Here is a 25,367-nt window from a genome sequence, read left to right on the forward strand (position 1 = left end):
GCCGACAACTGTGAATTCTCGCTGTCGGCCCGCCCCTTTTCACGGATCAGGCGCGCGGTGCCGCCTCCGTCGACTGGCCACATTGCGCGCAGAACTTCGCGCCGGGCGCCATCGCCGTGCCGCACTGCCGGCAGGCCGCGGGCAGCATCGACGCGCCGCATTGCTGGCAGAAGCGCGCACCGGCGGCGTTCACCGCGCGGCAGGCCGGGCAGGCGCTGCCACCGGATGGTGGCGGCGGCGGTGCGTCGCGGCCGTACCCGTAGCCGCCTTGCGAACCATGGTGCCCGCCCCCGCCGCCGTGGCGCGAGCCCCCATGTCCACCGAAGAGTCGTTCGAGCATGCCCATGTGTTTCTCCCTTGCGTCGTGCAACAGGCCGGTGGCAACGTCGCCGACGGCGATGAATTCCCGTGGGCCTGCAGTCAGTGGATTCCCTGAAGCAGCTTCAGGGTCAAGCGGCCCCTGCCAAAGACCCTCGCGGGCCGCGGTGCTTCACGGCCATGCCCGCGCCCGAAGCGCCGCCATCGCCCCGCCGCTACAGTCGGCCGCAAGGAGCATCTTTCTCATGCAACCATTCGATTTCGACCTCTTCGTCATTGGCGGCGGCAGCGGCGGCGTGCGCGCCGCGCGCATGGCGGCGCAAACCGGCGCGCGCGTCGCGCTGGCCGAGGCCGCCGAACTGGGCGGCACCTGCGTCAACGTGGGCTGCATCCCAAAGAAGCTCTACAGCTATGCGGCCGGCTATGCCGAGGCCTTCGAGGAAGCCGAAGGCTACGGCTGGAAGCTGCCCGAGGCGCCGCAGTTCGACTGGGGCCACCTCAAGACGCAGCGCGCCAAGGAGATCGGCCGGCTCAACGGCATCTACGGCTCGCTCTTGAAAAACTCGGGCGTCACGCTCGTCACCGGCTGGGCGCAGCTGGTCGATGCGCACACGGTGGAAATCGACGGCAAGCGCCACACCGCACGCCACCTGCTGGTGGCCACCGGCGGCACGCCCTTCGTGCCCGCAATTGCGGGCCGCGAACACATCGTGACCTCCGACGCGATGTTCGACCTCGACCCGTTCCCCAAGCGCCTGCTGGTGGTGGGCGGCGGCTACATCGCCTGCGAGTTCGCGTCGATCTTCAACGGCCTGGGCTCGAAGGTGACGCAGCTGCACCGCCGCGCCCACCTGCTCACCGGCTTCGACGACGACGTGCGCCAGTTCCTCGCCACCGAGATGGGCAAGGCCGGCGTCGACGTGCGCCTGAACTGCGAGGTCTCGTCGATCGCGCGCGGCCCCGACGGTCTCGTGGTCACGCTCGCGCGCGGCCAGCAGATCGAGGCCGACACCGTGCTCTTCGCCACCGGCCGCGTACCCAACACGCAGGGGCTCGGCCTCGAGGCGGCCGGCGTGAAGGTCGACGACAAGGGCGCGATCGCGGTCGATGCGCACTACCGCACCTCGGTGCCGTCGATCTACGCGGTGGGCGACGTGTCGACCCGCGTGCAGCTCACGCCCGTGGCACTGGCCGAGGCGATGGTGGTGGTCGATGCACTGTTCGGCAAAGGCAAGCGCGGCATGGACTACGAGTTCATTCCCACCGCCGTGTTCACGCACCCCAACATCGGCACCTGCGGCTACAGCGAGATCGACGCACGCGCGAAGTTCGGCGAGGTCACCGTGTTCTCCAGCGAGTTCAAGTCGCTGCGTCACACGCTCTCGGGCCGCAGCGAGCGCACCTTCATGAAGCTCGTGGTCGACAAGAAGAGCGACCGCGTCGTCGGCCTGCACATGGTGGGCGCGGACGCGGGTGAAGTGGTGCAGGGCTTTGCGGTGGCGATGCGCGCGGGTGCGACGAAGGCGATCTTCGACAGCACCATCGGCATCCACCCGACGGCCGCTGAAGAGTTCGTGACGATGCGCGAACCGATGCCCGGCTAGACGCCGGCCTGGGGCTGCTTGCCTTCCAGCAGCTTCACCATCACGAACAACACCCGGTTCGCCGGCGTCGGCACACCCAGCGCCTCGCCCCGCCGCACCACCAGCCCGTTGAGATGGTCGATCTCGCTGCGCTTGCCGCGTGCGAGGTCTTGCGCGGTCGACGAATACTGTGAGGGCATCGACTGCGCAATGCCGCGCACCGCCGCGTCGACATCGCCCGGAATCACCACGCCTTCGGCCTTCGCGACTGCGAGGCATTCGGCGACCACGTCGCGGATCACGTCGCTCACGCCGGTGCCCTGCACGAGTTCGCCGTACGGCAGCTGCGACACCGCCGACAGCGCGTTGTAGGCGCAGTTGAGCACCAGCTTGGCCCACAGCGCGCCGCGCACGTTGTCGGAAACCTGCGTGGGCACGCCGGCGGCGATCAGTGCCTGCGCGACCTCGTCGCTGCGGCGCGACGGCGCGATCACCAGCTCGCCGCGGCCATGGTGCTTCACGTGGCCCGGCCCTGCCATCTCGGTCGCCACGTAGACCACGGCAGCGGCCACGTCGTGGGACGTCAACACCGATCGCACGCGCGCGTCGTTGTCGACGCCGTTCTGCAGCGTGAGCACCAGCGCGCCGGGCGCGAGGTGCGCCTCGATCTGCGCGGCGGCCGATTCGGTGTCGGTGGACTTCACGCAGAACAGCACGAGGTCGGCGCCCTGCACCGCGTCCGCTTCGGTGCTGGCATCGAGCGGCACCTGCACGTCGAAGGTCTTGGCCTCGAGTCGCAGCCCGTGCGCGCGCACCGCCTCCACATGCGAAGGCCGGCCGATCAGCACGACCTCGTGACCCGCGCGCGCCAGCATGGCGCCGTAGTAACAGCCGACCGCGCCGGCACCCATGACTGCGACTTTCATCGATTCGATTCCTTGGTTGTTCCGTGGACAGAGCGTAGCGAAGACGGCCGCCTCATGCCTCGGTCTCGACGCCGCGCGACTTCTGCCCCTCGCCCATGATCCATTCGCGAAACGCAGCGAAGGCCGGCAGGTCGAGGCGGTCGGGCCGGTAGCAGAGGTAATGGCCCTGGTCCACGCGCACCGGTGTGCCGCAGGGGCTCAGCAACGCGCCTTCGGCCAGCTCTTCCTGCACCAGCAGCTTGGGCACGAGCCCGATGCCCAGCCCGTTGAGCGCTGCCTGGATCAGCGCCGAGTACTGCGCGAAGCGCGGGCCGGCCACGGTCTGCACTTCGGGCACGCCGTGCTGCGCGGCCCACTGGCGCCACGCGGTGGGCGCGCCCTCGTGGTGCAGCAGCGTGTGGCCGACGATGTCGATGGGCTGCGCGATGCGGTGGCGCCCCTCGACCAGCGCACGCGCCACGATCAGCACGAACTCGCGCCCCGCGATGTATTCGGACACCACGCCGGGCCAGCCGTCGGGGCCGTAGCGGATGGCCGCATCGACGCCCGCCGGAATGCCGTCGCTGGGCTCCAGGTGGCGGCTGAAGCTCAGCATCACGTGGCGGCTCTTCTGGCTGAAGGCCGGCAGGCGCGGGATGAGCCACTTGGTGAGAAAGGTGGGCACGCTGGCCAGCGTGAGCAGGCCGGCACCGGCATCGCCCGAGCGCGCCTCGAAGGTCGCGGTCTCGATGGCGCGCAGGCCGCCCGAGATCTTCTGCCAGTACACACGCCCCTGCGGCGTGAGCTGCACGCCGCGGCCGTTCTTCTGCAGCAGCTCGCGGCCGAGAAAGGCCTCGAGCCCCGCGATCTGCTTGCTCACAGCGCTCACGGTGATGCACAGCGCACCGGCCGCGAGCGTGATGCTCTGCTGGCGCGCCACGGCGTCGAAGGCCAGCAGCTCCTGGATGGTGGGGCAATCACGCTTCATGCATGGCTCCGGTTGATGAAAGCTGCGTGAAAAACACTTTCCAATTGCTCAAGCGTCGTCATCCAAGTTTCACCCATAAGTACGCAGGTGCTTCCTAGAATTCGCAGGAACGCGGCAACCCGCCGTGCGCAAAAAGTAGAGCATCCGGAAAGTATGCCGGTTGCGCAAGACATTCGGAGACACCCCTTGATTCGCGGCATCTCGCTCGTCTACGGCCTGTACCTGCTGCTGCCCATCGCCCTGCTGATGATCGGCAGCTTCGGCGGCAACTGGACCAACACGCTGCTGCCCACGGGCATCACCGGGCAGTGGTATGTCGACCTGTGGCTCGACACCTCGTTCCGCAAGGCCTTCGTGAGCAGCCTCGTGGTGGCGATGAGCGCCTGCGCGATCAACACGGTGCTGGCGCTGCCGCTGGCCTATGCGCTGTACCACGGCGCGCGGCGCGGCAGCAGCATCGCGGCGCGCATCGTGAGCGCCACGCCGGTCGCGGTGCCGACCATCACGCTGGCCTTCGGCTACATGATCGTTTTCAACACCGACCTCGCTCCCTGGTTGGGCTCGATGCCGCTGCTGATTGCGGCGCACGCGATCCTCACGCTGCCCTACCTCACGAACACGCTGCTGACCGACCTGCGCCACCAGGACCTCGGGCGGCTCGAGCAGGCCGCCGCCACGCTCGGGGCCTCGGGCTGGCAGCAGTTCACCGGCATCGTGCTGCCCGGCCTGCGCCAGAGCCTGATCAGCGGGCTGGTGATGGTGGCCGCCATTTCGGTGGGCGAGTTCGGGTTGTCGAACCTGCTCACGAGCTTCCAGAACCGCACCTATCCGGTGGTGCTGCTGCAGGCCTTCTATGGCGCGACGGGCTTTGCCTGCGCGGCCACGGTGATCCTTCTCGTGCTGGCGAGCGCGTCGGCCCTTCTTTCCTCCTCCCTTGTGAAGCGACGCGCATGAGCCTCCTCCTGGACAACGTCAGCTACAACTACCCCGGCAGCACGCACGGTCTGCATGACGTGTCGCTCGACGTGCGCACCGGCGAACTCGTGGCGGTGATCGGCCCCAGCGGCTCGGGCAAGTCGACGCTGCTCAAGCTGGTGGCGGGCCTGGAGACCGGCCACACGGGCCGCATCGTGCTCGGCGGCGACGACATGTCGCGCACGCCCGTGCACCAGCGCCACATCGGCATGGTGTTCCAGAGCTACGCGCTGTTTCCGCACCTGAGCGTGCTCGACAACGTGGCCTACGGGCTCAAGCTGCGCAAGGTCGACACGGCAGAGCGCCGCAAGCGCGCGCAGGAACTGCTCGACATCGTCGGGCTGGGCGACTACACGCAGCGCGCCGTGGCGCAGCTCTCGGGCGGGCAGCAGCAGCGCGTGGCGCTGGCCCGCGCGCTCGCCATCGACCCGCGTGCGCTGCTGCTCGACGAGCCGCTCTCCGCACTGGACGCCAGCGTGCGCGGCCATCTACGCGACCAGATCCGTTCGATACAACAACGCTTCAACGCCACCACGCTGCTGGTCACGCACGACCAGGAAGAAGCACTGGTGATGGCCGACCGCGTGGCGATGCTGAAAGACGGCCGGCTGCTGCAGATCGCCACGCCGCGCGAGATCTACGAGCACCCCGCGAGCCGCGCGGTGGCCGAGTTCGTCGGGCTCTCGACCATCCTGCCCGCGAAGGTGGCGTCACCGGGCCGGCTCGACATGGGCTTTGCCGAACTCTTCGCCGAGACCGGCACCCGCCCCTTCGGCACCGCGGTGCACGTGCTGGTGCGGCCCGAACACATCCGACCCGACCCCGCACCCGACAGCGTGAACCGACTGGCCGGCCGCATCGGCGCGCAGCGCTACCTGGGCGCGCTCACGCGCTACGACTTCGACGTGGCGGGCGCAGGCAAGCCCTTCCTCGCCGAGTCGGCCGCGCCGGCTGCCGAAGCGATTGCCATCGCGCCCGAACACCTCCGTTTGCTCGACCACTGACCTCTTCCTCCATTCCTCCAAGGAGCCACCATGCAACGCAGACATCTGATCCAGGCCGCCGGCGCATTGCCCGTGCTGTCATTGGCCCGCACCGCCTTTGCCTTCGACGGCCCCGAGCTGTATGCGGGCGAGAAGGCGCTGTACGCCGAAGCGCAGAAGGAAGGCCTGTGCGTCTCCTTCGACACCGGCCCCGAGTGGGCCAACTGGAAATCGCTGTTCCGCGACTTCAAGAAGCGCTACCCCGAGATCGAGCTGACCTACAACGACATCGGCTCGGCCGCCACCGTGGTCGCGCTCGAGAAGACCAAGCGCCGCCCGCAAGCCGACACCGCCTACTACTTCGCGGCCTCGGCCGTCGATGCCGCGAAGAAGGACGTGGTCGCGCCCTTCAAGCCCGTCAACTTCGACAAGCTGCCGCCGGTGTTCCGTGAGGCCGAGGGCCGCTGGTTCACCATCCACACGCTCAACATCGCCTTCCTGGTGAACAAGAAGCTGGTGAAGAACGTGCCCACCGGCTGGGCCGACCTGCTCAAGCCCGAGTTCAAGAGCACGGTGGTGTACCTCGACCCGCGCTCCACCGGCATCGGCCAGGTGCTGACCTTCGCCGCGGCCTATGCCAACGGCGGCAGCGTCGACAACGTGCAGCCCGGCACCGACTACCTGGGCAAGCTGCATGCGGCCGGCAACGTGCTGCGCGTGGAAGGCACCACGCCGTATGCCAAGTTTCTGAAGGGCGAGATTCCGGTGTGGATCAGCTACGAGAACGACGGCCTCAAGGCCAAGCATGTCGACGGCATGGGCGACGCGGTCGAGGTCGTGATTCCGAAGGAAGCCAGCGTGGCAGCGCCGTATGCCATCAGCCTGGTGAAGAACGGCCCGAACCCGAACGCCGGCAAGCTGTGGCTCAACTTCATCATGAGCGAGGCCGGCCAGACGCTGTTCGCGCAGGGCTTCGTGCGGCCTGCCGTGCCGGGCACGCCGCTGAGTGCCGACGTGGCGGCCAAGATGCCGGCCGCGCCGCAGATCCGCCCGCTCGACGTGGTGAAGGCCTCGGAGCGCAAGGCCGAGGTCGACAAGCTCTGGGCGCAGGCCGCGCTGGGCAAGTAAGAAGAAGGCCGTGATGCGACGCTTTGGCGCCTGGCCCGCGTGGGCCTTCATGGCGCTCTTCTTCGCGGTGCCGCTCGCGGCGCTGCTGCCCGAAGCCTTCGGCGAGGGCGGCAGCGCCTTCGGGCGGCTGTTCGGCAACCCGCTGTTCCTGGGCGCGCTGCGCAACACGCTGGGCCTGGGCCTGGCGGCGGGTGCGATCTCGGCGCTGGTGGGCACCTGCATCGCGATCGAACTGGCGCGCCAGCCCGAGGGCCGGCGCCAATGGATGATGACCTTGCTGGGCCTGCCGCTGGCGTTCTCGGGCCTGGTGATCGCCTACGGTTTCATCCTCGCCTTCGGGCGCGCGGGCTTCGTGACGCAGCTGCTCGCGGGGCTGGGCGCCGACCCGGCCGTGATCGGCAGCTGGATCTACAGCGTGTCGGGCCTGGGCTTCGCCTATGCCTACTACCTGATCCCGCGCGTGGCGCTGTCGCTGTACCCGGTGTTCGCCAACCTCGACCTGCGCCCGGCGCAGGCGGCGCGCACGCTGGGCGCATCGAAGGCGCGCGCCTTCTGGGACACGGTGGTGCCCGAGGTGATGCCTTCGGTGCTGTCGAACGCCTGCATGGTGGCCGCGATTGCGATGGGCACCTACGGCACGGCGCTGGCGCTGGTGGGCACGCAGCTGAACATCCTGCCGCTGATGCTGCTCGCGCAGGTGGGCGACGGCGGGTCCGATTTCGCGGTGGCGGCGGCTCTGTCGCTGGTGCTGATGGTGGTGTGTGTGGTCGTGATGGGAGTGGGCGATGTCTTTACACGAAGGCGCGAGCGCGGTGCTGTCGGCGCCGGTCACTGAGGCGCTGACGCGCCTGGCGCAACGGCAGTGGGGGCCGCAGCGCCACCGCCAGCCGGTGGCGATGCTAGGCCCCGGCGACGGCGGCCCGGCCGAATGCGAGGCCGCCTACGCGGTGGCGCATGCGCTGGCCGGCGCGGGCATGGCGGTGGTCTGCGGCGGGCGCGGCGGCGTGATGGCCGCAGCCTCGCGCGGCGCGGTGGAAGCCGGCGGCATCGCCGTGGGCATCCTGCCCGAGGACGACGACCGCCACGCCAACGAATGGCTCAGCGTGGCCATTCCCACCGGCATGGGCGAGATGCGCAACGGCATCATCGCGCGCAGCGGCGTCTGCTTGATCGCCATCGGCGGCAACATGGGCACGCTGTCGGAGATGGCGATGGGCCTGAAGTGGGGCAAGCCGGTGTTCGTGATGCACGGCGACGTTGCGCTGCCCGGTGCGGTGCAGGCCACCGACGTGGACGACATGCTCGCCAAGGTGCTGGCCTGCCTGCTGGACTAGGGCCTCCCCGGCGACACGGGCGCATTGCACAATGACGGCATGCCCTACATGCCCACCTTCGTCGCTCCCGCCCGCTTCACCGACGCCGCCGAGGCGCTCGACCAGGTCAAAGCCATCTACCAGGGCGGCCTTGCCCACCTGCGCGAATCGATGCTGCGCTTCGTCGCCGGCGAGGCGCTGCCGGACCGGGTGCGGGCCTGCTACCCGTTCGTGCGGGTGCACACGCACACCGTGTCCCGCCACACGCCGCCGGCCAACGCCGGCCTGAGCTACGGCTTCGTGGCCGGCCCCGGCCGCTACGAGACCACGCTGACGCGGCCCGACCTGTTCTCGCGCTACTACCTCGACCAGTTCCGCCTGCTGCTCGAGAACCACCAGGTCGAGCTCGAGGTGGGCACCAGCACGCAGCCCATTCCCATCCACTTCTCGTTCGCCGAGAACGACCACATCGAAGGCACCATGAGCGCCGAGCGCCGCGCCCTCATGCGCGACGTGTTCGACCTGCCCGACCTGGGCGCCATGGACGACGGCATTGCCAACGGCACCTTCGAGGCGCTGCCCGGCGAGCCGCAGCCGCTGTCGCTGTTCACGGCGGCGCGCGTCGACTACTCGCTGCACCGCCTGCGCCACTACACGGGCACGGCGCCCGAGTGGTTCCAGAACTTCGTGCTGTTCACCAACTACCAGTTCTACATCGACGAGTTCGTGCGCCTGGGCCACGAGGCCATGGCCGACGAGAACAGCGAGTACATCGCCTTCATCGAGCCCGGCAACGTGATCACGCGCCGGCGCGGGCTGGCCGCGGGCAAGAGCGACACCTTCGCCCACCTGCTGGACGGCAGCCAGGGCACCGCGCCGCCGCGCCTGCCGCAGATGCCGGCCTACCACCTCGTGCGCGAGGACTACAGCGGCATCACCATGACGAACATCGGCGTCGGCCCGGCCAACGCCAAGACCATCACCGACCACATCGCCGTGCTGCGCCCGCACGCCTGGATGATGCTGGGCCACTGCGCGGGCCTGCGCAACACGCAGCAGCTGGGCGACTACGTGCTGGCGCACGCCTACGTGCGCGAGGACCACGTGCTCGACGAGGAACTGCCGCTGTGGGTGCCGATTCCGGCGCTGTCGGAAATCCAGCTCGCGCTCGAGCAGGCGGTGGCCGACGTCACGAAGTGCGAAGGCCCCGACCTGAAGAAGATCATGCGCACCGGCACCGTGGCCAGCACCGACAACCGCAACTGGGAGCTGCTGCCCGGCAACCAGCCGCAACGCCGCTTCAGCCAGAGCCGCGCCGTAGCGCTGGACATGGAAAGCGCGACCATCGCGGCCAACGGCTTCCGCTTCCGGGTGCCCTACGGCACGCTGCTGTGCGTGAGCGACAAGCCGCTGCACGGCGAGATCAAGCTGCCCGGCATGGCCAACCACTTCTACCGCGAGCGCGTGGAGCAGCACCTGCGCATCGGCATGCGCGCCATCGAGATCCTGCGCCAGGAAGGCACGACCCGGCTGCACAGCCGCAAGCTGCGAAGCTTCGCGGAAGTGGCTTTCCAGTAGGCTCCGACGCGTTTCGTTTGCTTTTCCTTTGCATTCTCCCTCAGGGTTTCTCCCTGTGAGAGCGAGGGCGTGATGGCGGTGTTTCGCGGACATCATTGGCTGTCACGTACACAACTGGAAACACGATGCGCCCGTCTTCGCCAACTGCCGCTGCCCTTCCCCTGTCCCGCCGCCGTTTCGGCACCTGGCTGGCAGCCTCGGCCGCAGCCGCCGGTGCGGGCCAGGCCGCGCTGTGGGCCGGCAACGCCCGTGCGGCCGACGCGCCGCTGAGCAGCAAGCTGCGCATCGTCATTCCCGCGAACGAAGGCGGTGGCTGGGACCAGACCGGCCGCGCCCTCGGTGCCGCCCTGCTGGCTTCGGGCGCCGTGGGCACCGTCAGCTACGAGAACATCGGCGGCAAGGGCGGCACCATCGGGCTGGCCAAGTACGTCGAGAAGTACGACGCCGACCCCGAGGCGCTGCTGGTCAGCGGCATGGTGATGGTCGGCGCGGTGGCGCTGCAAAAGCCCGCCGTCACGCTCGCGCACGTGTCGCCCGTGGCGCGGCTCACCAGCGACTACGAGGTGGTCGCCGTCAAGGCCGACTCGCCCATCAAGACCCCCAAGGACCTCATCGCCCAGCTGCGCGCCGATGCCGCCAACACGGTCATCGCGGGCGGCTCGGCCGGCGGCGTGGACCACATGTTCGCCGGCATGCTGGCGCGCGTGGCCGGCGCCTCGGCGTCGCTGAACTACCAGCCGCACCCGGGCGGCGCGCAGGTCGTCGAAGCGCTCGACACGGGCAAGGCGGCGGTCGGCATCTCGGGCTACAGCGAGTTCGCCGAGAACATCACGAACGGCAAGCTGCGCGCCATCGGCGTGTCGTCGAAGCACCCGTTCCAGGGGATTTCGTCGGTGCGCCAGCAGGGCGTGGACGCCGACCTGGCCAACTGGCGCGGCGTGATGACCGGCAAAAAGGTGCCGCCCTACCGCCGCGGCCAGCTGCTCGACGCAGTGCAGCGCGCCACCGCGCACGACCTCTGGCAGAAGACCATCAAGCGCAACAACTGGGACCCGTACTGGATGGCGGGCAAGGACTTCGAGAGCTTTCTCGAGCTCGACATTGCGATGGCTGGGCCGCTGATCTATCTGCTCAAGCTGAAGGCCTGAGCGCCTTCAGGCAAACAACTCCGGCATCTCCCGCTGCGCCTTCGGCGTCAGCGTGAGCGCACGCCCGTCGAGCTCTTGCCGCACCCAGCCGCGCCGCAGCGACAGCTGCAGCCACGCAGCCCCGAGTGCGCCGCCCAGGTGCGGGCGGCGTTCGCTCCAGTCGAGACAGGCACAGGCGAAGCGGCGGCGTGAACGGCGCACGGCGTCGACCTCGACGCCCAGGCTCTCCAGCGCGATCGCGCCGTCGGGCGTGAGCTCGTACGAGCCGCTCTCCAGCCCACTGAGCCAGCCCTGCGCATGCAGCCGGTCGTGCAGCGCGACGCCCGCGGTGCCGGCCATGTGGTCGTAGCAGGTGCGGGCACTGCGCAGGCGGCTCGGCGTGTTCGGCTGGAAGGCGGCCGCCGTGGGGCGCGGCGCGCCGGCCACGACCATGAGGCTTTCGAGTGCGGCGGCCACGTCGTCGCTGGCCAGGCGGAAGTAGCGGTGCTTGCCTTGCACGAGCACCTCGACCAGCCGCTCTTCCTTCAGGCGCGCAAGGTGCGCGCTCGCGGTCGAGGCCGCCACCTCGGCGACGGTGGCCAGCTCGGTCGCGGTGCGGGCGTGGCCGTCCATCAGGCAGTTCAGCATGCGGGCGCGCGCCGGTTCGGCGATGGCGCCGGCGAGGCGGGCGAGCTGAAGGTCGGAAGCGGTGGTGTCGTCCATGCGGCCATCCTAAAGCGGCGCCGCATCCCACACTTCGTTCGCGAACGAAGTGTGTCGGCAGCCCCGAACGCACACTGCGCGCCATGACCACCGCTGTGCTCCCCCACCACCCCGCCGATCCGGTCGCCGCCGCCACGCACGCCGACCCGTACCCGTACTACGCCACCCTGCGCGACGGCCCATCACTCGTGTGGCACGACGGCTTGCGCGTCTGGGTTGCGAGCCGCGCCGATGTCGTCCTGCAGGTGCTGCAGGCGCACGGTGCGCTGCGCGTGCGCCCCGCCGCCGAGCCCGTGCCGCGCGCGATCGTGGGCAGCCCGGCCGGCGAGGTGTTCGGCCACCTCGTGCGCATGAACGACGGCCCCGCGCACCAGGCGCACCGGCCGGCATTGCAGCGTGCGCTGGCCGGGCTCGATCTTCATGCGGCACACGCCGCCGCGCTCGCAATCGCGCGGCAGGTGCCCGCGCACGCACCGCTGTCCGACGCGCTGTTCTCGCTGCCCGTGCGCGCGATGGCGCACCTGCTCGGCTTCGACGACGCGGCGCTGCCGCAGGTGGACCGCTGGATGCGCGACTTCGTCGCCTGCCTCTCGCCGTTGTCGAGTGCCGACCAGTTGCAGGCCGCGAGCGCGGCGGCCGGCGAGCTGATGACCCGCTTCGAAGCCCTGAGCGCGAACGCCTCGCCGCGCGACGGCACGCTGCTGGCAGCAGTGCTGACCGAAAGCGCCGCGAGCGCCCCGCTCTCACGCGCGCTGCTGGCGAACCTCGTGGGCCTGCTCTCGCAGACCTGCGACGCCACGGCGGGCCTGCTGGGCAACAGCCTGATCGCACTGGTGCGCGAGCCCGCACTGCGCCCGCTGGCACGCACGCGCGACGGGCTGCTCGCGATCGTCGAAGAGACGGCGCGCCACGACCCGTCGGTGCAGAACACGCGCCGCTTCGCGATCGAACCCGTCGAGATCGCCGGCACCTCGCTGGCGGCGGGCGATGCGGTGCTGGTGCTGCTGGCCTCGGCGCACCGCGACCCGGCGTTCAATCCCGAGCCCGACCGCTTCATGCCGGTGCGAGCCCAGCGCCGCGTGCTTGGCTTCGGCCATGGCATGCATGCGTGTCCCGGGCAGGCGCTGGCCTGCACGCTGGCTGCAGCAGGCCTCGAAGCGCTGCTGCGTCAACAACGCGCATCCGATCTCGATGCGCTCAGGTGGCACTACCGCCCGTCGGTCAACGGGCGCATCCCCGTTTTCGACTGAGTCAGTGCGCGGCCCAACGGCCGGTGCCTGCAAGGTGCGGCGACAACGCGGCCTCGCCCCAGCGCAGCGGCAATGCCGCCGGACGGCGCAGCGCGCGCGTGACGTGAAAACGCATCAGCCGCTCCGCGCCTTCGAACGCCGCGACCTCGGGGCCGTCCGTGACGATCTCCGCCGTGGCGCTCAGGTGCAGCAGCTCGCCGGTGTCGAAATCGACGAACAGCAGGCCCGCGCGCGGGTGCGCCTGCAGGTTGCCGAGCGTGTTGAAGAAGCGGTTGCCGTTGAAGTCGGGCACCGTGAGCACGCCGCCCGCATCGACGCGCACGAAGCCGGGGCGACCACCGCGGTGCGACACATCGACGCCGTGCGAACGCGCATCGGCCTCGTCGCCCACCGCCGCCGCGTCGGGGTACGCCGTGGCGATGAACAGCGTGTCGGCCGCGCCGATGAGCCGTTCGGCGGCGAGGTCGAGCGTGTCGAGCCACTGCACTGCGGGCTCGTTGGCCGGCGCTGCGGCAAACACCGGCTCGCGCGCCTGGATGTAGCGCGGGCAGTTGCCAAAGCTCTGCTGCACCTCGACCATGAAGCCGCCCGCATCAAGCGCCTCGACCGTGCCGTTCATGCGGTTGCGCCGCCGTGTGTGGGGCTGGATGCCCAGCAGCCCGAGCGTGGCGCCGGGCACGAGCTGGCCCGCCAGCGGATCGCCGGCGTCCGGCAGCGCATCGATGCGCAGGTGCATCGCATCGGGCGAGTACGCGAAGCCGGCGGGCGCCGCGAGCATGCTGGCCCACGGCTGCAGGTCAGCATCGAGGCTGCCGACCACGAGGAACGGCAGCAGCGAAAAGAACTCGCGGTGCTGGTCGGGCATGTAGTCGCGGATCACGCGCGGCCCGATGGCCTCCATCTGCTCGCGCGAACCCACGAGCGCTTGCAACGCGCGCTCTCCCGCGTGGAATGGCGCCGCGATCATGCGACCGCCGCCAGGCCGACCGGTGTGCGCACCATCGGCACGAACCCCGGCAAGGCTTCGACGCGCGCCAGCCAGGCGCGCAGTTGCGGATACGCGTCGAGCGACACGCTGCCCTCGGGCGCATGGGCCACATAGGCGTAGTTCGCGATGTCGGCCAGCGTGGCCGACGGGCCGGCGAGAAAGGCCTGGCCGGTCAGGCAGGTTTCCATCACGGCGAGCAGTGCGTGCGAGCGCTTGACGGTTTCGGTGCGGTCGGCGTCCACGCCGAACAGCACCATGATGCGCGCCGCCGCGGGCCCGAAGGCCAGCGGGCCGGCCGCCACCGAGAACCAGCGCTGCACGCGCGCCGCACCCACCGGGTCGCGCGGCATCCAGCGCGCCGGATCGGGGGCGTACCGTTCGTTGAGGTACACGAGGATGGCGTTGGAGTCGGCCAGCGTGACCTCGCCGTCCTCGATCACCGGCACCTGGCCGAAGGGGTTGCGCGCCAGGAACTCCGGCGTGCGGTGCTCGCGCTGGCGCAGATTGAGTTCGACGATCTCGAAAGGCAGGCCGAGCACCGAGAGGAAGAAGCGCACGCGGTGCACGTGGCCCGAGATGGCGTTGCCGTAGAGCTGGATGGGCTGGGCGGGCAGGCGGGCGGCAGCGGTGTTCTCGGTCATGGAAAGTCCTTCGGGTGGGTATGCCCTCGATTCTTCTCTCTTCCATCAAATGAATGAATAGCCTTTGCCGGATTTGACTGCTGCGTTTTCCGGTTTAATCGCACCATGGATCGCTTCAAAGCCATGCAGACCTTCGTGCAGATTGCCGACCAGGGCAGCCTGACCCGCGCCGCCGAGGCGCTCGGCAGTTCGCTGCCCGTCGTGGTGCGCGCGCTCGCCGCGCTCGAAGCGCACCTGGGCGTGCGTCTGTTTCACCGCACCACGCGGCGCCTGTCGCTCACCGAGGAAGGCCGTCACTACCTGCCGAGCGCGCGCGAGGTGCTGCTCGCGGCCGATGCCGCCGACCAGGCGCTGAAGGCCGAGGCGCGCGAGCCCGCGGGGCAGCTGGTCATCACCGCGCCGGTGCTGTTCGGCCACATGTACGTGGCGCCGGCCATCGTGCGCTTCATGCAGCGCCACGAGAAGGTGCGCTGCAGCGTGCGGCTGCACGACCGCACGGTGAACCTGCTCGAAGAGGGCATCGACGTCGGCATCCGCATCAGCCCGCTTGAAGACTCGTCGCTGGTGGCGCAGACGCTGGGCACCATCCGGCGCGTGGTGGCGGCCAGCCCCGCGTTCCTGGCGCAACACGGCGTGCCGCGCCATCCGCGCGACCTGGCCGGTGCGCCCTGCGTGCGCGGGCGCATTGATGCACCGCCGCAATGGGCGTTCCGCGACGGCGGCAAGACCGTGCACGTCACGCCGGAGAACCGCCTCGAGTTCAATCACCTCGCACCCGCCATCGAAGCCTGCGCCGCGGGCATGGGCTTCGGCACTTTCTTCTCCTACCAGGTGCTGCCGTATGTGGCGCAGGGCCGGCTGCAGCTGGTGCTCGAAGACTACGAGCCCGCGCCTCGCCCCGTGAGCGTGATCTACCCCAACGCGCGGCTGCTGCCGGCGCGCACGCGGGCCTTCATCGACTGGATGAAAACCGAGTTCAGCGGCTTGCGCATGTAGCCGCTGCGCCAATCGGCCGGCTGCGTCAGAATGACCGCGTGCCATCCCACACCACCCCCTCCTCGCCTTCTTCTTCCTCTTCCCCGTTGTTCCAGGTCCGTGGGCTGCGCAAGCGCTACGGCGAGACCACGGTTGTCGACGACCTCTCGTTCGAGATCGCGCCCGGCGAGTGCCTGGGCGTGATCGGCCCGAACGGCGCGGGCAAGACCACCACCATCCGCATGTGCCTGGGCCTGACTGCGCCCGACGGCGGCAGCATCGAGGCACTGGGCCTGCAGATGCCGCGCGACGCGCTGGCCATCAAGGCGCAGCTGGGCGTGGTGTCGCAGTTCGACACGCTCGACCCCGACTTCAGTTGCGCCGAGAACCTCGTGGTGTACGGCCGCTACTTCGGCTTCAGCAAGGCGCACGTGCGCGCACGCGTGCCCCAATTGCTGGAGTTCGCCGCGCTTTCGCACAAGGCCAATGCCAAGCCCGGCGAGCTGTCGGGCGGCATGCGTCGGCGGCTGTCGCTGGCGCGCGCGTTGGTGAACGACCCCAAGTTGTTGCTGCTCGACGAGCCCACCACCGGCCTCGACCCGCAAGCGCGGCATCTGATGTGGGAGCGGCTGCAGGTGTTGCTGCAGCAGGGCAAGTCGATCTTGTTGACCACGCACTTCATGGACGAGGCCGAGCGCCTGTGTTCTCGCCTGCTGGTACTCGACCACGGCCGCAAGATCGCCGAGGGCCGTCCGCGTGACCTGATCGCCGAGCACCTGGAGCCTGACGTGGTGGAGGTGTATGGCAACGGTGCGCTGTCGCTGGCCGGCTCGGCCGAGCTGCAGGCGCTGGCTGCGCGCGTGGAGGTGAGCGGAGAGACCGTGTTCTTCTACACGCAGGATGCGCGGCGTTTGCTCGACGCGTTGACGCAGCACGGCGGGCTGCGGACCTTCCATCGGCCGGCCAACCTGGAAGATCTTTTCCTCAAGCTCACTGGCCGGCAGATTCGCCAGGATGGCTAGACCTTCTTTTATGAACACGACCACTGCTTCTTCTGCGGTTCCCCCCGAAACACCTGTGCCGCCTTCACCCTCTGTGTGGCGCGCGCCTGAGCTTTCGATGCGATGGTGGCCGGTGTTTTTGCGCAACCTGCTGGTGTGGCGCAAGCTCGCCTTGCCGAGCCTGATCGGCAACATCGCAGAACCGTTGATCTGGCTTGTGGCCTTTGGCTACGGCATGGGCGCGCTCGTCGGGCAGGTGACGGTGGATGGCACGCAGGTGCCGTACATCCTGTTTTTGGCGAGTGGGTCGATCTGCATGAGTGCGATGAATGCGGCGAGCTTCGAGGCGCTGTATTCGGCGTTTTCTCGGATGCATGTGCAGAAGACGTGGGACGGGATCATGAATGCGCCGGTGGGGCTGGATGACATCGTGCTCGCGGAGATGCTGTGGGCGGCGTTCAAGTCGATTTTTACGGTGACTGCGATCTTGTTTGTGATGTTGGGGTTGGGGATCAGTCACAGCCCGAAGTTGATCGTGGCGTGGATGGTGTTGATTGGGTGTGGGATCACGTTTTCTTCTGTGGCGTTGATCTTCAATGCGCTGGCTAAGGGGTATGACTTTTTTACTTATTACTTCACGTTGTTCATGACGCCGATGATGTTTTTGAGTGGGGTGTTTTTTCCGCTGGAACAACTGCCTTCTGCTGTGCGTGCTGTGGCTGCCTGGTTGCCTTTGACGAATGCTGTTGCTTTGGTGCGGCCGTTGTTTATGGATCGGTGGCCTGAGGGGTGGTGGGTGCATGCGGGGGTGTTGGTTGTGTATGCGGTTGTTGCTTTCTGGGTTGCTTTGGCGCTGACTCGGAAGAGGTTTCGGGGGTAGTTCCTGGGGCGTGGTTCTTGTTCTTTCCCGAGGCCGGGTCTCGCCCCGGCGGGCGACCTACTTTTCTTTGCTTCGCCAAAGAAACGTAGGCAAAAGAAAGGCGACCCTACTGTCTGCGTCCCTGCGCTTCGCTACGGGCAACCTGCGGTGCTCACGTTCCGCGGGGTCTCGCCCAAACTCGCTTCGCTCAAACAAGGGCGAGCCCTGATCCGCGAAACGCTGCGCTCCTCGGCGCATACAGAAGGGGTTGGGATACCTGACGGGCCATCGCTTCGCTCGGCGCCTGAACACCTCACGAGCCTTCGCTTCGCTCGGCCTGAATTGCTCCCTCTCCCCTTGGGGAGAGGGTTGGGGTGAGGGTCCGCGGCACAGAAACACCGCCTCGCGCGCATGAAGGCCGATGCCCTCCCCCCCGCCCTCTCCCCAAGGGGAGAGGGAGCCAGTCCAGCCGCCGAACGAAACAGCGGCCCAACCACAACGAGGCCGAGCGAAGCAAAGGCCCGATTGCAAGCCGAGCAAAGCGATGGCCCGTTCGGTGCCCACCCCCTCTGTATGCGCCGAGGAGCGCAGCGTTTCGCGGATCAGGGCTCGCAGCTGTTTGAGCGCAGCGAGTTCTGCGAGACCCCGCGAAACGCGAGCACCGCAGGTTGCCCGTAGCGAAGCGGAGGGACGCAGACAGTGGGGTCGCCTTTTCTTTGCTTACTTTCTTTTGGCGAAGCAAAAGAAAGTAAGTCCGCCGCCGGGCGGAACTCCCGGCCTCGGAAAGCAAAACGACCAACAAGCCAAGGTCACCCAAAACAACTACATTGCACGCAATTGAATTGCGAACTACAATTCCACCCATGCCAACGAAACCCCCACCAGACGAGATGCTCAAGCTAGACAACCAGCTCTGCTTCGCCGTCTACTCCGCATCCTTGGCAATGACCCGCCTCTACAAGCCGTTGCTAGAAAAGCTCCAGCTCACCTACCCCCAATACCTCGTGATGCTCGCCCTCTGGGAGCAAGACGGCCCCACCGTCTCTGCCTTGGGCGAACGCCTCTCGCTGGATTCCGGCACGCTGACCCCGCTGCTCAAGCGCCTCGAAGCCAATGGCTACGTATCCCGAGTCCGCGACGTCGCAGACGAGCGCCGCGTGCACATCATGCTCACCGCCCCAGGCCGCAAGCTCAAGACCCGCGCCGCCAACGTCCCCGCCTGCCTCATGGCCGCCGCCGAATGCTCCGTCCCCGAGCTGATCGCCCTCACGCAACAAATCCAGACCCTGCGCGACCGCATCCGCAAAGCCGCCTGACACACAACCCAATCACAGTTCTCCCAGGCCTCCCCAGGAAGCCCTTTCACCACCCCCAAGCCAAAGGAAATCACCATGACCACCAAGCTCGACAAAGTTCTCTACACCGCAGAAGCCCACACCGTCGGCGGCCGTGACGGCGCCGGCAAGTCCAGCGATGGCGCCATCGACGTCAAGCTGAGCTCGCCCGGTTCGGGCAAGCCCGGCACCAACCCCGAGCAGCTGTTCGCGGTCGGCTACGCCGCCTGCTTCATCGGCGCCATGAAGGCCGTCGGCCCGAAGATCAGCGTCAAGGTGCCGGAAGAAGTCGCCATCGACTCGAAGGTTTCCCTCGGGCCGACGAACGGCGGCGCGGCCTACGGCATCTCGGTGCAACTGGCGATCTCGCTGCCCGGCCTCGACGACGCACAGAAGAAGCTGCTGGTCGACACGGCCCACCAGGTCTGCCCGTACTCGAACGCAACGCGCGGCAACATCGACGTCGAACTGACGATTGTTTGAGCTCACCCCCAGGCTACGCGCACTTCGTGTCGCTTCGCCAACCCCCTACCGGGGGCAACACCTGAGGCCCGGCAAAGCCGGTTCCTCGGTGTTCCCTTGAAGGGAACCCCAAAGCGCCCCGGCCACAAGCCCGGGCGCTTTTTTCATCTCTGTCTCACGGGTGACGCCGAAACGCACGCCGAGATAGCGCCTTTCACCAAGCTTGGCTAATGTCGCCGCACGTCCCGCCCGCTAGTCCTCAACACACACCCGTGGAGATCGACCCCATGAGCACCACCCACCTCCTGATCCGCAAAGACCAGCTCGCCACCGCGCGCCTGCACACCGACACCACCGAACGGCCGCTGGCCGACGGGCAGGTGCGCGTGCGCATCGACAGCTTTGCGCTCACCTCCAACAACATCACCTACGCCGCCTTCGGCGATGCGATGAGCTACTGGCAGTTCTTTCCCTCCGAGGAAGAAGGCTGGGGCAGCATCCCGGTGTGGGGCTTCGCGAGCGTGGTGCAGTCGCTGCACCCGGGCGTGGCCGTGGGCGAAAGGCTCTACGGCTACTGGCCGATGGCCACGAGCGCGGTGCTCAGCCCCGACCGGCTCTCGCCCGCGCGCTTCACCGACGCAGCGCCGCACCGCGCCGAACTGCCCGCGGTCTACAACCAGTACTTCCGCTGCAACGCCGACCCGCTGTACACCACCGACACCGAAGACCTGCAGGCGCTGCTGCGCCCGCTGTTCATCACCTCGTGGCTCATCGACGACTTCATGGCCGACAACGATTTCTTCGGCGCCACCACCATGCTGCTGTCGAGCGCATCGAGCAAGACGGCCTACGGCACGGCCTTCCAGCTGCACCAGCGCGAAGGCATCGAAGTGATCGGGCTGACCTCGCCCGCCAACGTGGCCTTCTGCCAGAGCCTGGGCTGCTACGACCGCGTGGTGACCTACGACGCCCTGGACAGCATCGCGGCCGACACCCCCTGCGTGTACATCGACTTCGCCGGCAACGGCGAGCTGCGCACCGCGATCCACGAGCGCTTCGCGAACCTGAAGTACAGCAGCTCGATCGGTGGCACGCACGTGGAGCAGCTCGCCGCCAAGGGCGCGGGCAAGAGCCTGAGCGGCCCGCGCGCCACGCTGTTCTTTGCGCCGGCGCAGATCAAGAAGCGCACCACCGAATGGGGCGCCGACGAGTTCGGGCGGCGCATGGTGGCCGCCTGGCACCACTTCCTGTCCACGGTGACCGACCCCAACAACCCCTGGCTGCACGCCCAACACCACTTCGGCGGCGAGGCGGTGCAGGCCGCCTACGCGCAGGTGCTGGCAGGCAAGGGCGACCCGCGCACGGGCCATATCCTTTCGCTTTACAAACAAGCGGGCGCTCGCTGACCGGCACGGGGCCCGTGTGGCGACAATCGCCGCATGACCCCTTCTTCTGTCGCGCCCGCGAACACCCATCCTTACGAGAGCCTCACGCCTGACGTGGTGCTCGACGCGCTCGCGACACTCGGCCTGCACGGCGATGGCCGGCTCACCGGCCTGAACTCCTATGAAAACCGGGTCTACCAGGTGTTCCTGGAAGACCCGAATCCCCATCCGGCGGTGGTGCTCAAGTTCTACCGCCCCGGCCGCTGGAGCGAGGCCGATATCCTCGAAGAGCACGCCTTCTCGCTCGAACTGGCCGCCGGCGAAGTGCCGGCCGTGCCCCCGCTGGTCTTCGACGGCAAGACGCTGCACCACCACGCCGGCTTTGCCTTCAGCGTGAGCCCCTACCGCGGCGGCCGTGCGCCCGAGCTCGACAACTTCGAGGTGCTCGAATGGGTCGGCCGTTTCCTGGCGCGCATCCACACCGTGGGCAGCGCCAAACCTTTCGAGGCCCGCCCCGCGCTCGACCTGCAGACCTTCGGCCTCGATTCGCGCGACTGGCTGCTCGAGAACGACAAGATCCCGCTCGACATGCAGCGCGAATGGGAAAAGACCTGCAACGAGGCGCTGGACATGGTCCGCGCAACGGCCCTGGCGCTGCAGCCGCCGGCCTCCGACTTCAAGCCGCGCAAACTGCGCCTGCACGGCGACGTGCACCCCGGCAATATCTTGTGGACGCCCACCGACCGCCCCGGCGGCGGCCCGCACTTCGTCGACCTGGACGACGCGCGCACGGGCTTCGCGGTTCAAGACCTGTGGATGCTGCTGTCGGGCGACCGCGCACAGCGCACGGCGCAGCTGTCGGGCCTGCTCGACGGCTACGAGCAGTTCCGCGAATTCGACCGCCGCGAGCTGGCACTCATCGAGCCGCTGCGCACGCTGCGGCTCATCCACTACAGCGCCTGGCTGGCGCGCCGCTGGGAAGACCCGATCTTCCCGATCAACTTTCCGTGGTTCGGCTCCAGCGACTACTGGAAGGGGCAGATCCTCGTGCTCGAAGACCAGTGCGAGCAGATGGCGGAAGAGCCGCTGTACGCGTGATCATTCGGCGGCATCCGCCGCAAGGCTCTGCGCCACGCCTTCGAGCAGCCGCTCGACCAGCACATTGACCGGCCCGGTGCGCCACACACCGTAAGCCTCCGACTGCGCCACGGCGCGGTCGAGCGGGCGGAACACCGCACCGCGCAGCGCCGAGTGCCGCATCGCCTGCGGCACCAGCGCCACGCCCATGCCTTGCGACACCAGCGACACCACGGCCAGCCAGTGCCGCACCTCGTGGCGCACCTCGGGCGAAAAGCCCGCGTCGGCGCAGATCGAAAGGATGCGCTCGTGGTAATCGGGTGAGGCCTCGCGCGAGAACAGCACGAAGGGCTGCGCGCGCAGGTCGGCCGGCGCCAGCACGCGCTTGCGCGCCAGCGCATGGCCCGCGGGCAGGCAGGCCACGAAGGGCTCCGACAGCAGCAGCCGGTGCTGCAGCTCCGCCGGCATGCGGCTGGTGTGGACGAAGCCCAGGTCGAGCCGGTCGTGCAGCAGCTCGGCAATCTGCACGCCGGAGTTGAGTTCGCTCAGCGTGATGCGCACCGCCGGATGCCGCGCCTGGAACGCGCGCAGCGCCGGCGGCAGGCCGCGGTAGAGCATGGCGCCGACGAAGCCGATGCGCAGCCGGCCCGCCGAGCCGGTGGCCACGTCGCGCGCTTCCATGGCGGCCTCTTCGGCCTGCAGCAGCACGCGCCGCGCCGACACGCGCAGCGCCTCGCCCGCGGGCGTGAGCCGCACCTCCTTGCTGTTGCGCTCGAACAGGCGCGCGCCCACCGAGTCTTCGAGCTGGCGGATCGCCACCGACAGCGGCGGCTGCGAAATGGCCAGCCGCCGCGCGGCGCGCCCGAAGTGCAGCTCTTCGGCGAGCACGGAGAAGTAGCGCAGGTGCCGCAGTTCCATGAATAGTCAAATCAAATCGTACAAGACCAAATCAATATTAGACACGGATCGTTGCCAACTCAACAATGCGGCGAACCAGGAGACGCCCGCATGCCCACACCCGCTGCTTCCGCTGCCACAGCCGCCGCGCACCCGATCCCCGATCGCCACGGCCAGAACCTCTTCACCACCGACACCGAGCTGCACACGCTGCTCGCGCTGTACCTGCCCGAGGCCCTGCGCACGCACATGCGCCCGCACTTCGAGCGCCTGGGCGGCCTGGCGGGCGGCCTGCTGGACGACCTGGCCGGCACCGCCGACCGCAACCCGCCCACGCTGAAGCAGCGCACGCGCACCGGCGTCGACGAGCAGAAGGTCATCAAGCACCCGGCCTATGTCGAGATGGAGCGCCTGGCGCTCAGCGAATTCGGCCTGGCCGCCATCTCGCACCGCGACGAGACGCTGGGCTGGCAAGGCAAGATGCCGCCGCTGGTCAAGTACGTGCTGACCTACCTCTTCGTGCAGGCCGAGTTCGGCCTGTGCTGCCCGGTCTCGATGACCGATTCGCTCACGCGCACGCTGAAGAAGTTCGGCACACCCGAGCTGGTCGCCAAGTACCTGCCGCGCCTGACCTCGCTCGACTTCGACGAGCTCGCGCAGGGCGCGATGTTCATGACCGAGCAGGCCGCCGGCTCCGACATCGCCGCCACCGCCACGACCGCGCAGCGCCAGGCCGACGGCAGCTGGCGCCTGGCCGGCGACAAGTGGTTCTGCTCCAACCCCGACGCCGGCTTTGCGATGGTGCTGGCACGCGCCGACGACGCGCCCGCGGGCATGAAGGGCGTGTCGCTGTTCCTGCTGCCGCGCGAACTCGACGACGGCAGCCTCAACCACTACCGCATCATCCGCCTCAAGGACAAGCTGGGCACGCGCTCGATGGCCAGCGGCGAGATCCGCCTCGAAGGCGCGGTGGCCTACCTCGTGGGCGAGGAAGGCCGCGGCTTCCAGCAGATGGCCGACATGGTCAACAACTCGCGCTTGTCGAACGGCGTGCGCTCCGCCGGCCTGATGCGCCGCGCGGTGGCCGAGGCCGAGTACATCGCCTCCGAGCGCCGCGCCTTCGGCCGCGCGCTCGAGCAGATGCCGCTGATGCAGCGCCAGCTCGACAAGCTGCGCGTGCCGTCCGAACAGGCCCGCACCATGGTCTGCCAGACCGCGCAGGCGCTGGCGCGCTCCGACGCCGGCGAGCCCGATGCGTATGCGCTGCTGCGCATCCTCACGCCGCTCATCAAGTTCCGCGCCTGCCGCGATGCGCGCCAGGTCACGGGCGACGCGATGGAAGTGCGCGGCGGCTGCGGCTACATCGAAGAATGGAGCGACCCACGCATCGTGCGCGACGCGCACCTGGGCTCGATCTGGGAAGGCACCAGCAACATCGTCGCGCTCGACGTGATCCGCGCCGTGAAGCGCGAAGGCTCGCTGCCCGTGCTGCGCACGCACGTCGACAAGCTCATCGCCGACGCCACCGAACTCACGCCGGCCTTTGCCACCGCACTGCGCGACACGATGGCACGCGCCTGCGCCCTGGCCGAGACCGCCGCGCGCGAAGGCGGCGACGTGCTCGCACGCCAGGCCGCATCGGCCCTGTACCACTGCACGAGTGCCGCCGCGATGGCCTGGGAAGCCTCGGCCGGCGGCTCCGCCGCGCGCCTGCGCTGGGCCCAGCTGGTGCTGCTGCACCGCGTGCTGCCGCGCGATCCGCTGGCACCCGATGCGCTGCCTGCCGACTGGCACGCCGCGCGGGTCCGCACGGCCGCCTGACCCCTTTTCGAGAACAACGGAGACAAGAACCCATGCGACACCCCCTCAGCCACTTTCTCAGCGCAGCGGCCACCGCCTGCGCTGCCCTGCTGCTCGCGGCGACGCCCGCCGCACACGCCCAGCCCGGTGCCTTCCCGTCCAAGCCGATGACGCTGGTCGTGCCCTTCCCGCCCGGTGGCCCGACCGACGCGATGGCGCGCACGCTCGCCGCCGGGCTGCGCGACAAGCTCGGCCAGCCCATGATCGTGGAGAACCGCGCGGGCGCGGGCGGCAACATCGGTGCCGACTACGTCGCGCGCGCCGAGGCCGACGGCCACACGCTGCTGTTCGGCACCTCGGGCCCGCTGGCCATCAACGTCAGCCTGTACCGCAAGATCAGCTACGACCCGACCAAGAGCTTCGCGCCCGTGATCCAGGTCGGCTACCTGCCGAACATCCTGGTGGTGAACCCGGCCCTGCCGGTGAAGAACGTGACCGAGCTGGTCGCCTACGCCAAGGCCTACCCGGGCAAGCTCAGCTATGCCTCGTCGGGCAACGGCGCGTCGTCGCACCTGGCGGGCGTGCTGTTCAACTCGGTGGCCGCCACCGACCTGCTGCACGTGCCCTACAAGGGCACGGGCCCGGCGCTCAACGACCTGCTGGGCAACCAGGTCAGCATGACCTTCACCGACATCCTCACCGCGCTGCCCTACGTCAAGGCCGACAAGCTGCGTGCACTCGGCGTGACCACCTCGGCGCGCTCGCAGGCGCTGCCCGAAGTGCCGACCGTCACCGAACAACTGCACACGCCTTACGACGTGAGCGTGTTCTTCGGCATCGTCGCGCCGGCCGGCACGCCGCCCGACCGCGTGGCCAAGCTCAATCACGCGTTCGCCGAAGTGCTGAACTCGCCGAAGGTCAAGCAGATGTTCGCGGCGCAAGGCCTCGAAGCCAGCGCCGACACCTCGCCGCAGAAGCTCGCGCAATTCATCGCCGGCGAAACGGCCAAGTGGAAGGACGTGGTGAAGAAGTCGGGTGCGCAGCTCGACTGAGCGCGCAGGCACGCCCCATGTCGGA

Annotated in this window: 25 protein-coding genes; 18 read left to right on the forward strand and 7 right to left on the reverse strand. The window is 68.7% G+C overall.

Annotated elements, in window-relative coordinates; translation table 11 throughout:
* Nucleotides 1–46: 46 nt before the first annotated feature.
* Nucleotides 47–340 carry a double zinc ribbon domain-containing protein gene (locus tag CLU95_RS12765; RefSeq protein ID WP_373668822.1) on the reverse strand — a complete coding sequence of 98 codons (294 nt, stop codon included), beginning with the start codon at nucleotides 338–340 and terminating at the stop codon, nucleotides 47–49.
* A gap of 223 nt (nucleotides 341–563) precedes the next feature.
* Here CLU95_RS12765 and gorA point away from each other — a divergent pair, with 223 nt between their 5' ends.
* On the forward strand, nucleotides 564–1,922 hold the full coding sequence (gene gorA, locus CLU95_RS12770) for a glutathione-disulfide reductase (RefSeq protein ID WP_099793597.1): 1,359 nt from the start codon (nucleotides 564–566) through the stop codon (nucleotides 1,920–1,922).
* Here the strand turns inward: gorA and CLU95_RS12775 are convergent.
* Together CLU95_RS12775 and CLU95_RS12780 are read right to left on the reverse strand one after the other, a co-directional pair.
* Nucleotides 1,919–2,827: a ketopantoate reductase family protein gene (locus CLU95_RS12775; RefSeq protein WP_099793599.1), complete on the reverse strand. Its 909-nt coding sequence runs from the start codon at nucleotides 2,825–2,827 to the stop codon at nucleotides 1,919–1,921. The two genes, gorA and CLU95_RS12775, sit on opposite strands and share 4 nt — an antisense overlap.
* A 52-nt stretch (nucleotides 2,828–2,879) precedes the next feature.
* Nucleotides 2,880–3,794, reverse strand: coding sequence for a LysR substrate-binding domain-containing protein (locus CLU95_RS12780; protein WP_099793601.1), 915 nt, complete (start codon nucleotides 3,792–3,794; stop codon nucleotides 2,880–2,882).
* A 153-nt stretch (nucleotides 3,795–3,947) separates the two neighbouring features.
* On the opposite strand from CLU95_RS12780, the gene CLU95_RS12785 reads away from it, so the two are divergent.
* From CLU95_RS12785 to CLU95_RS12815, 7 genes are all read left to right on the forward strand, one after another.
* The gene (locus CLU95_RS12785; protein ID WP_099793602.1) at nucleotides 3,948–4,748 is read left to right on the forward strand and encodes an ABC transporter permease; all 801 of its coding nucleotides are present in this window, start codon (nucleotides 3,948–3,950) and stop codon (nucleotides 4,746–4,748) included.
* Nucleotides 4,745–5,773, forward strand: coding sequence for an ABC transporter ATP-binding protein (locus CLU95_RS12790; protein ID WP_099793604.1), 1,029 nt, complete (start codon nucleotides 4,745–4,747; stop codon nucleotides 5,771–5,773). Before CLU95_RS12785 ends, CLU95_RS12790 begins: the two co-directional genes overlap by 4 nt.
* A gap of 30 nt (nucleotides 5,774–5,803) precedes the next feature.
* Nucleotides 5,804–6,880 (forward strand): extracellular solute-binding protein, encoded by a 1,077-nt coding sequence (locus CLU95_RS12795; protein WP_099793606.1) that lies wholly within the window; start codon nucleotides 5,804–5,806, stop codon nucleotides 6,878–6,880.
* A 13-nt stretch (nucleotides 6,881–6,893) separates the two neighbouring features.
* Nucleotides 6,894–7,715, forward strand: a complete 822-nt coding sequence (locus CLU95_RS12800) for an ABC transporter permease (protein ID WP_099793608.1) — start codon at nucleotides 6,894–6,896, stop codon at nucleotides 7,713–7,715.
* A complete protein-coding gene (locus tag CLU95_RS12805; protein WP_099793610.1) occupies nucleotides 7,666–8,214 on the forward strand; it encodes a TIGR00725 family protein in 549 nt (182 codons plus the stop codon). Before CLU95_RS12800 ends, CLU95_RS12805 begins: the two co-directional genes overlap by 50 nt.
* A gap of 39 nt (nucleotides 8,215–8,253) precedes the next feature.
* Nucleotides 8,254–9,771, forward strand: a complete 1,518-nt coding sequence (locus tag CLU95_RS12810) for an AMP nucleosidase (RefSeq protein ID WP_099797264.1) — start codon at nucleotides 8,254–8,256, stop codon at nucleotides 9,769–9,771.
* 125 nt (nucleotides 9,772–9,896) lie between these two features.
* A complete protein-coding gene (locus CLU95_RS12815) occupies nucleotides 9,897–10,919 on the forward strand; it encodes a Bug family tripartite tricarboxylate transporter substrate binding protein (protein ID WP_180288592.1) in 1,023 nt (340 codons plus the stop codon).
* Nucleotides 10,920–10,925: 6 nt separating this feature from the next.
* On the opposite strand, the gene CLU95_RS12820 is transcribed toward CLU95_RS12815, so the two are convergent.
* Nucleotides 10,926–11,621: an ArsR/SmtB family transcription factor gene (locus tag CLU95_RS12820; RefSeq protein ID WP_099793612.1), complete on the reverse strand. Its 696-nt coding sequence runs from the start codon at nucleotides 11,619–11,621 to the stop codon at nucleotides 10,926–10,928.
* An 83-nt stretch (nucleotides 11,622–11,704) separates the two neighbouring features.
* Between CLU95_RS12820 and CLU95_RS12825 the strand changes: the two genes are divergently transcribed.
* Nucleotides 11,705–12,871 carry a cytochrome P450 gene (locus CLU95_RS12825; RefSeq protein WP_099793614.1) on the forward strand — a complete coding sequence of 389 codons (1,167 nt, stop codon included), beginning with the start codon at nucleotides 11,705–11,707 and terminating at the stop codon, nucleotides 12,869–12,871.
* A 1-nt stretch (nucleotide 12,872) separates the two neighbouring features.
* Here CLU95_RS12825 and CLU95_RS12830 read toward each other — a convergent pair whose 3' ends face one another.
* Together CLU95_RS12830 and CLU95_RS12835 are read right to left on the reverse strand one after the other, a co-directional pair.
* A complete protein-coding gene (locus CLU95_RS12830; RefSeq protein WP_099793616.1) occupies nucleotides 12,873–13,838 on the reverse strand; it encodes a pyridoxamine 5'-phosphate oxidase family protein in 966 nt (321 codons plus the stop codon).
* Nucleotides 13,835–14,500: a glutathione S-transferase family protein gene (locus CLU95_RS12835; protein WP_099793618.1), complete on the reverse strand. Its 666-nt coding sequence runs from the start codon at nucleotides 14,498–14,500 to the stop codon at nucleotides 13,835–13,837. The genes CLU95_RS12830 and CLU95_RS12835 overlap by 4 nt, the downstream gene beginning before the upstream one ends.
* 105 nt (nucleotides 14,501–14,605) lie before the next feature.
* Between CLU95_RS12835 and CLU95_RS12840 the strand changes: the two genes are divergently transcribed.
* The 7 genes from CLU95_RS12840 (at nucleotide 14,606) to CLU95_RS12870 (ending at nucleotide 21,614) form a co-directional block, all read left to right on the forward strand.
* Nucleotides 14,606–15,496: a LysR family transcriptional regulator gene (locus CLU95_RS12840; protein ID WP_099793620.1), complete on the forward strand. Its 891-nt coding sequence runs from the start codon at nucleotides 14,606–14,608 to the stop codon at nucleotides 15,494–15,496.
* A gap of 38 nt (nucleotides 15,497–15,534) precedes the next feature.
* The gene (locus tag CLU95_RS12845) at nucleotides 15,535–16,497 is read left to right on the forward strand and encodes an ATP-binding cassette domain-containing protein (protein ID WP_257214613.1); all 963 of its coding nucleotides are present in this window, start codon (nucleotides 15,535–15,537) and stop codon (nucleotides 16,495–16,497) included.
* Between the two features lie 10 nt (nucleotides 16,498–16,507).
* Complete coding sequence (locus CLU95_RS12850) at nucleotides 16,508–17,356, forward strand: ABC transporter permease (RefSeq protein ID WP_099793623.1); 849 nt, start codon at nucleotides 16,508–16,510, stop codon at nucleotides 17,354–17,356.
* An 842-nt stretch (nucleotides 17,357–18,198) separates the two neighbouring features.
* Entirely contained in the window at nucleotides 18,199–18,651 is a 453-nt protein-coding gene (locus CLU95_RS12855; protein WP_099793625.1) for a MarR family winged helix-turn-helix transcriptional regulator, read from the forward strand.
* Between the two features lie 75 nt (nucleotides 18,652–18,726).
* Nucleotides 18,727–19,152 carry an organic hydroperoxide resistance protein gene (locus CLU95_RS12860; RefSeq protein ID WP_062481095.1) on the forward strand — a complete coding sequence of 142 codons (426 nt, stop codon included), beginning with the start codon at nucleotides 18,727–18,729 and terminating at the stop codon, nucleotides 19,150–19,152.
* Nucleotides 19,153–19,418: 266 nt separating this feature from the next.
* A complete protein-coding gene (locus tag CLU95_RS12865) occupies nucleotides 19,419–20,537 on the forward strand; it encodes a DUF2855 family protein (RefSeq protein ID WP_180288593.1) in 1,119 nt (372 codons plus the stop codon).
* A gap of 33 nt (nucleotides 20,538–20,570) precedes the next feature.
* Nucleotides 20,571–21,614 (forward strand): serine/threonine protein kinase, encoded by a 1,044-nt coding sequence (locus CLU95_RS12870; RefSeq protein WP_099793629.1) that lies wholly within the window; start codon nucleotides 20,571–20,573, stop codon nucleotides 21,612–21,614.
* On the opposite strand, the gene CLU95_RS12875 is transcribed toward CLU95_RS12870, so the two are convergent.
* On the reverse strand, nucleotides 21,615–22,511 hold the full coding sequence (locus CLU95_RS12875; protein WP_099793630.1) for a LysR family transcriptional regulator: 897 nt from the start codon (nucleotides 22,509–22,511) through the stop codon (nucleotides 21,615–21,617). It abuts the gene before it with no gap.
* 90 nt (nucleotides 22,512–22,601) lie between these two features.
* Here CLU95_RS12875 and CLU95_RS12880 point away from each other — a divergent pair, with 90 nt between their 5' ends.
* Both CLU95_RS12880 and CLU95_RS12885 read left to right on the forward strand, forming a co-directional pair.
* Complete coding sequence (locus CLU95_RS12880) at nucleotides 22,602–24,311, forward strand: acyl-CoA dehydrogenase family protein (protein ID WP_099793632.1); 1,710 nt, start codon at nucleotides 22,602–22,604, stop codon at nucleotides 24,309–24,311.
* Between the two features lie 32 nt (nucleotides 24,312–24,343).
* On the forward strand, nucleotides 24,344–25,342 hold the full coding sequence (locus CLU95_RS12885) for a Bug family tripartite tricarboxylate transporter substrate binding protein (RefSeq protein WP_099793634.1): 999 nt from the start codon (nucleotides 24,344–24,346) through the stop codon (nucleotides 25,340–25,342).
* The last annotated feature ends 25 nt before the right edge of the window (nucleotides 25,343–25,367 follow it).

The sequence above is a fragment of the Variovorax sp. 54 genome (genome assembly GCF_002754375.1).
Classification (GTDB): Bacteria; Pseudomonadota; Gammaproteobacteria; order Burkholderiales; family Burkholderiaceae_C; genus Variovorax.

Coding starts and splice junctions, on each gene's coding strand:
- CLU95_RS12825 (WP_099793614.1), top strand. CDS start 11,705: ATGACCACCGCTGTGCTCCCCCACCACCCCGCCGATCCGGTCGCCGCC.
- CLU95_RS12865 (WP_180288593.1), top strand. CDS start 19,419: ATGAGCACCACCCACCTCCTGATCCGCAAAGACCAGCTCGCCACCGCG.
- gorA (WP_099793597.1), top strand. CDS start 564: ATGCAACCATTCGATTTCGACCTCTTCGTCATTGGCGGCGGCAGCGGC.
- CLU95_RS12765 (WP_373668822.1), bottom strand. CDS start 340: ATGCTCGAACGACTCTTCGGTGGACATGGGGGCTCGCGCCACGGCGGC.
- CLU95_RS12875 (WP_099793630.1), bottom strand. CDS start 22,511: ATGGAACTGCGGCACCTGCGCTACTTCTCCGTGCTCGCCGAAGAGCTG.
- CLU95_RS12850 (WP_099793623.1), top strand. CDS start 16,508: ATGAACACGACCACTGCTTCTTCTGCGGTTCCCCCCGAAACACCTGTG.
- CLU95_RS12880 (WP_099793632.1), top strand. CDS start 22,602: ATGCCCACACCCGCTGCTTCCGCTGCCACAGCCGCCGCGCACCCGATC.
- CLU95_RS12855 (WP_099793625.1), top strand. CDS start 18,199: ATGCCAACGAAACCCCCACCAGACGAGATGCTCAAGCTAGACAACCAG.
- CLU95_RS12815 (WP_180288592.1), top strand. CDS start 9,897: ATGCGCCCGTCTTCGCCAACTGCCGCTGCCCTTCCCCTGTCCCGCCGC.
- CLU95_RS12820 (WP_099793612.1), bottom strand. CDS start 11,621: ATGGACGACACCACCGCTTCCGACCTTCAGCTCGCCCGCCTCGCCGGC.
- CLU95_RS12860 (WP_062481095.1), top strand. CDS start 18,727: ATGACCACCAAGCTCGACAAAGTTCTCTACACCGCAGAAGCCCACACC.
- CLU95_RS12805 (WP_099793610.1), top strand. CDS start 7,666: ATGTCTTTACACGAAGGCGCGAGCGCGGTGCTGTCGGCGCCGGTCACT.
- CLU95_RS12870 (WP_099793629.1), top strand. CDS start 20,571: ATGACCCCTTCTTCTGTCGCGCCCGCGAACACCCATCCTTACGAGAGC.
- CLU95_RS12780 (WP_099793601.1), bottom strand. CDS start 3,794: ATGAAGCGTGATTGCCCCACCATCCAGGAGCTGCTGGCCTTCGACGCC.
- CLU95_RS12795 (WP_099793606.1), top strand. CDS start 5,804: ATGCAACGCAGACATCTGATCCAGGCCGCCGGCGCATTGCCCGTGCTG.
- CLU95_RS12790 (WP_099793604.1), top strand. CDS start 4,745: ATGAGCCTCCTCCTGGACAACGTCAGCTACAACTACCCCGGCAGCACG.
- CLU95_RS12775 (WP_099793599.1), bottom strand. CDS start 2,827: ATGAAAGTCGCAGTCATGGGTGCCGGCGCGGTCGGCTGTTACTACGGC.
- CLU95_RS12810 (WP_099797264.1), top strand. CDS start 8,254: ATGCCCTACATGCCCACCTTCGTCGCTCCCGCCCGCTTCACCGACGCC.
- CLU95_RS12785 (WP_099793602.1), top strand. CDS start 3,948: ATGCCGGTTGCGCAAGACATTCGGAGACACCCCTTGATTCGCGGCATC.
- CLU95_RS12800 (WP_099793608.1), top strand. CDS start 6,894: ATGCGACGCTTTGGCGCCTGGCCCGCGTGGGCCTTCATGGCGCTCTTC.
- CLU95_RS12840 (WP_099793620.1), top strand. CDS start 14,606: ATGGATCGCTTCAAAGCCATGCAGACCTTCGTGCAGATTGCCGACCAG.
- CLU95_RS12835 (WP_099793618.1), bottom strand. CDS start 14,500: ATGACCGAGAACACCGCTGCCGCCCGCCTGCCCGCCCAGCCCATCCAG.
- CLU95_RS12885 (WP_099793634.1), top strand. CDS start 24,344: ATGCGACACCCCCTCAGCCACTTTCTCAGCGCAGCGGCCACCGCCTGC.
- CLU95_RS12830 (WP_099793616.1), bottom strand. CDS start 13,838: ATGATCGCGGCGCCATTCCACGCGGGAGAGCGCGCGTTGCAAGCGCTC.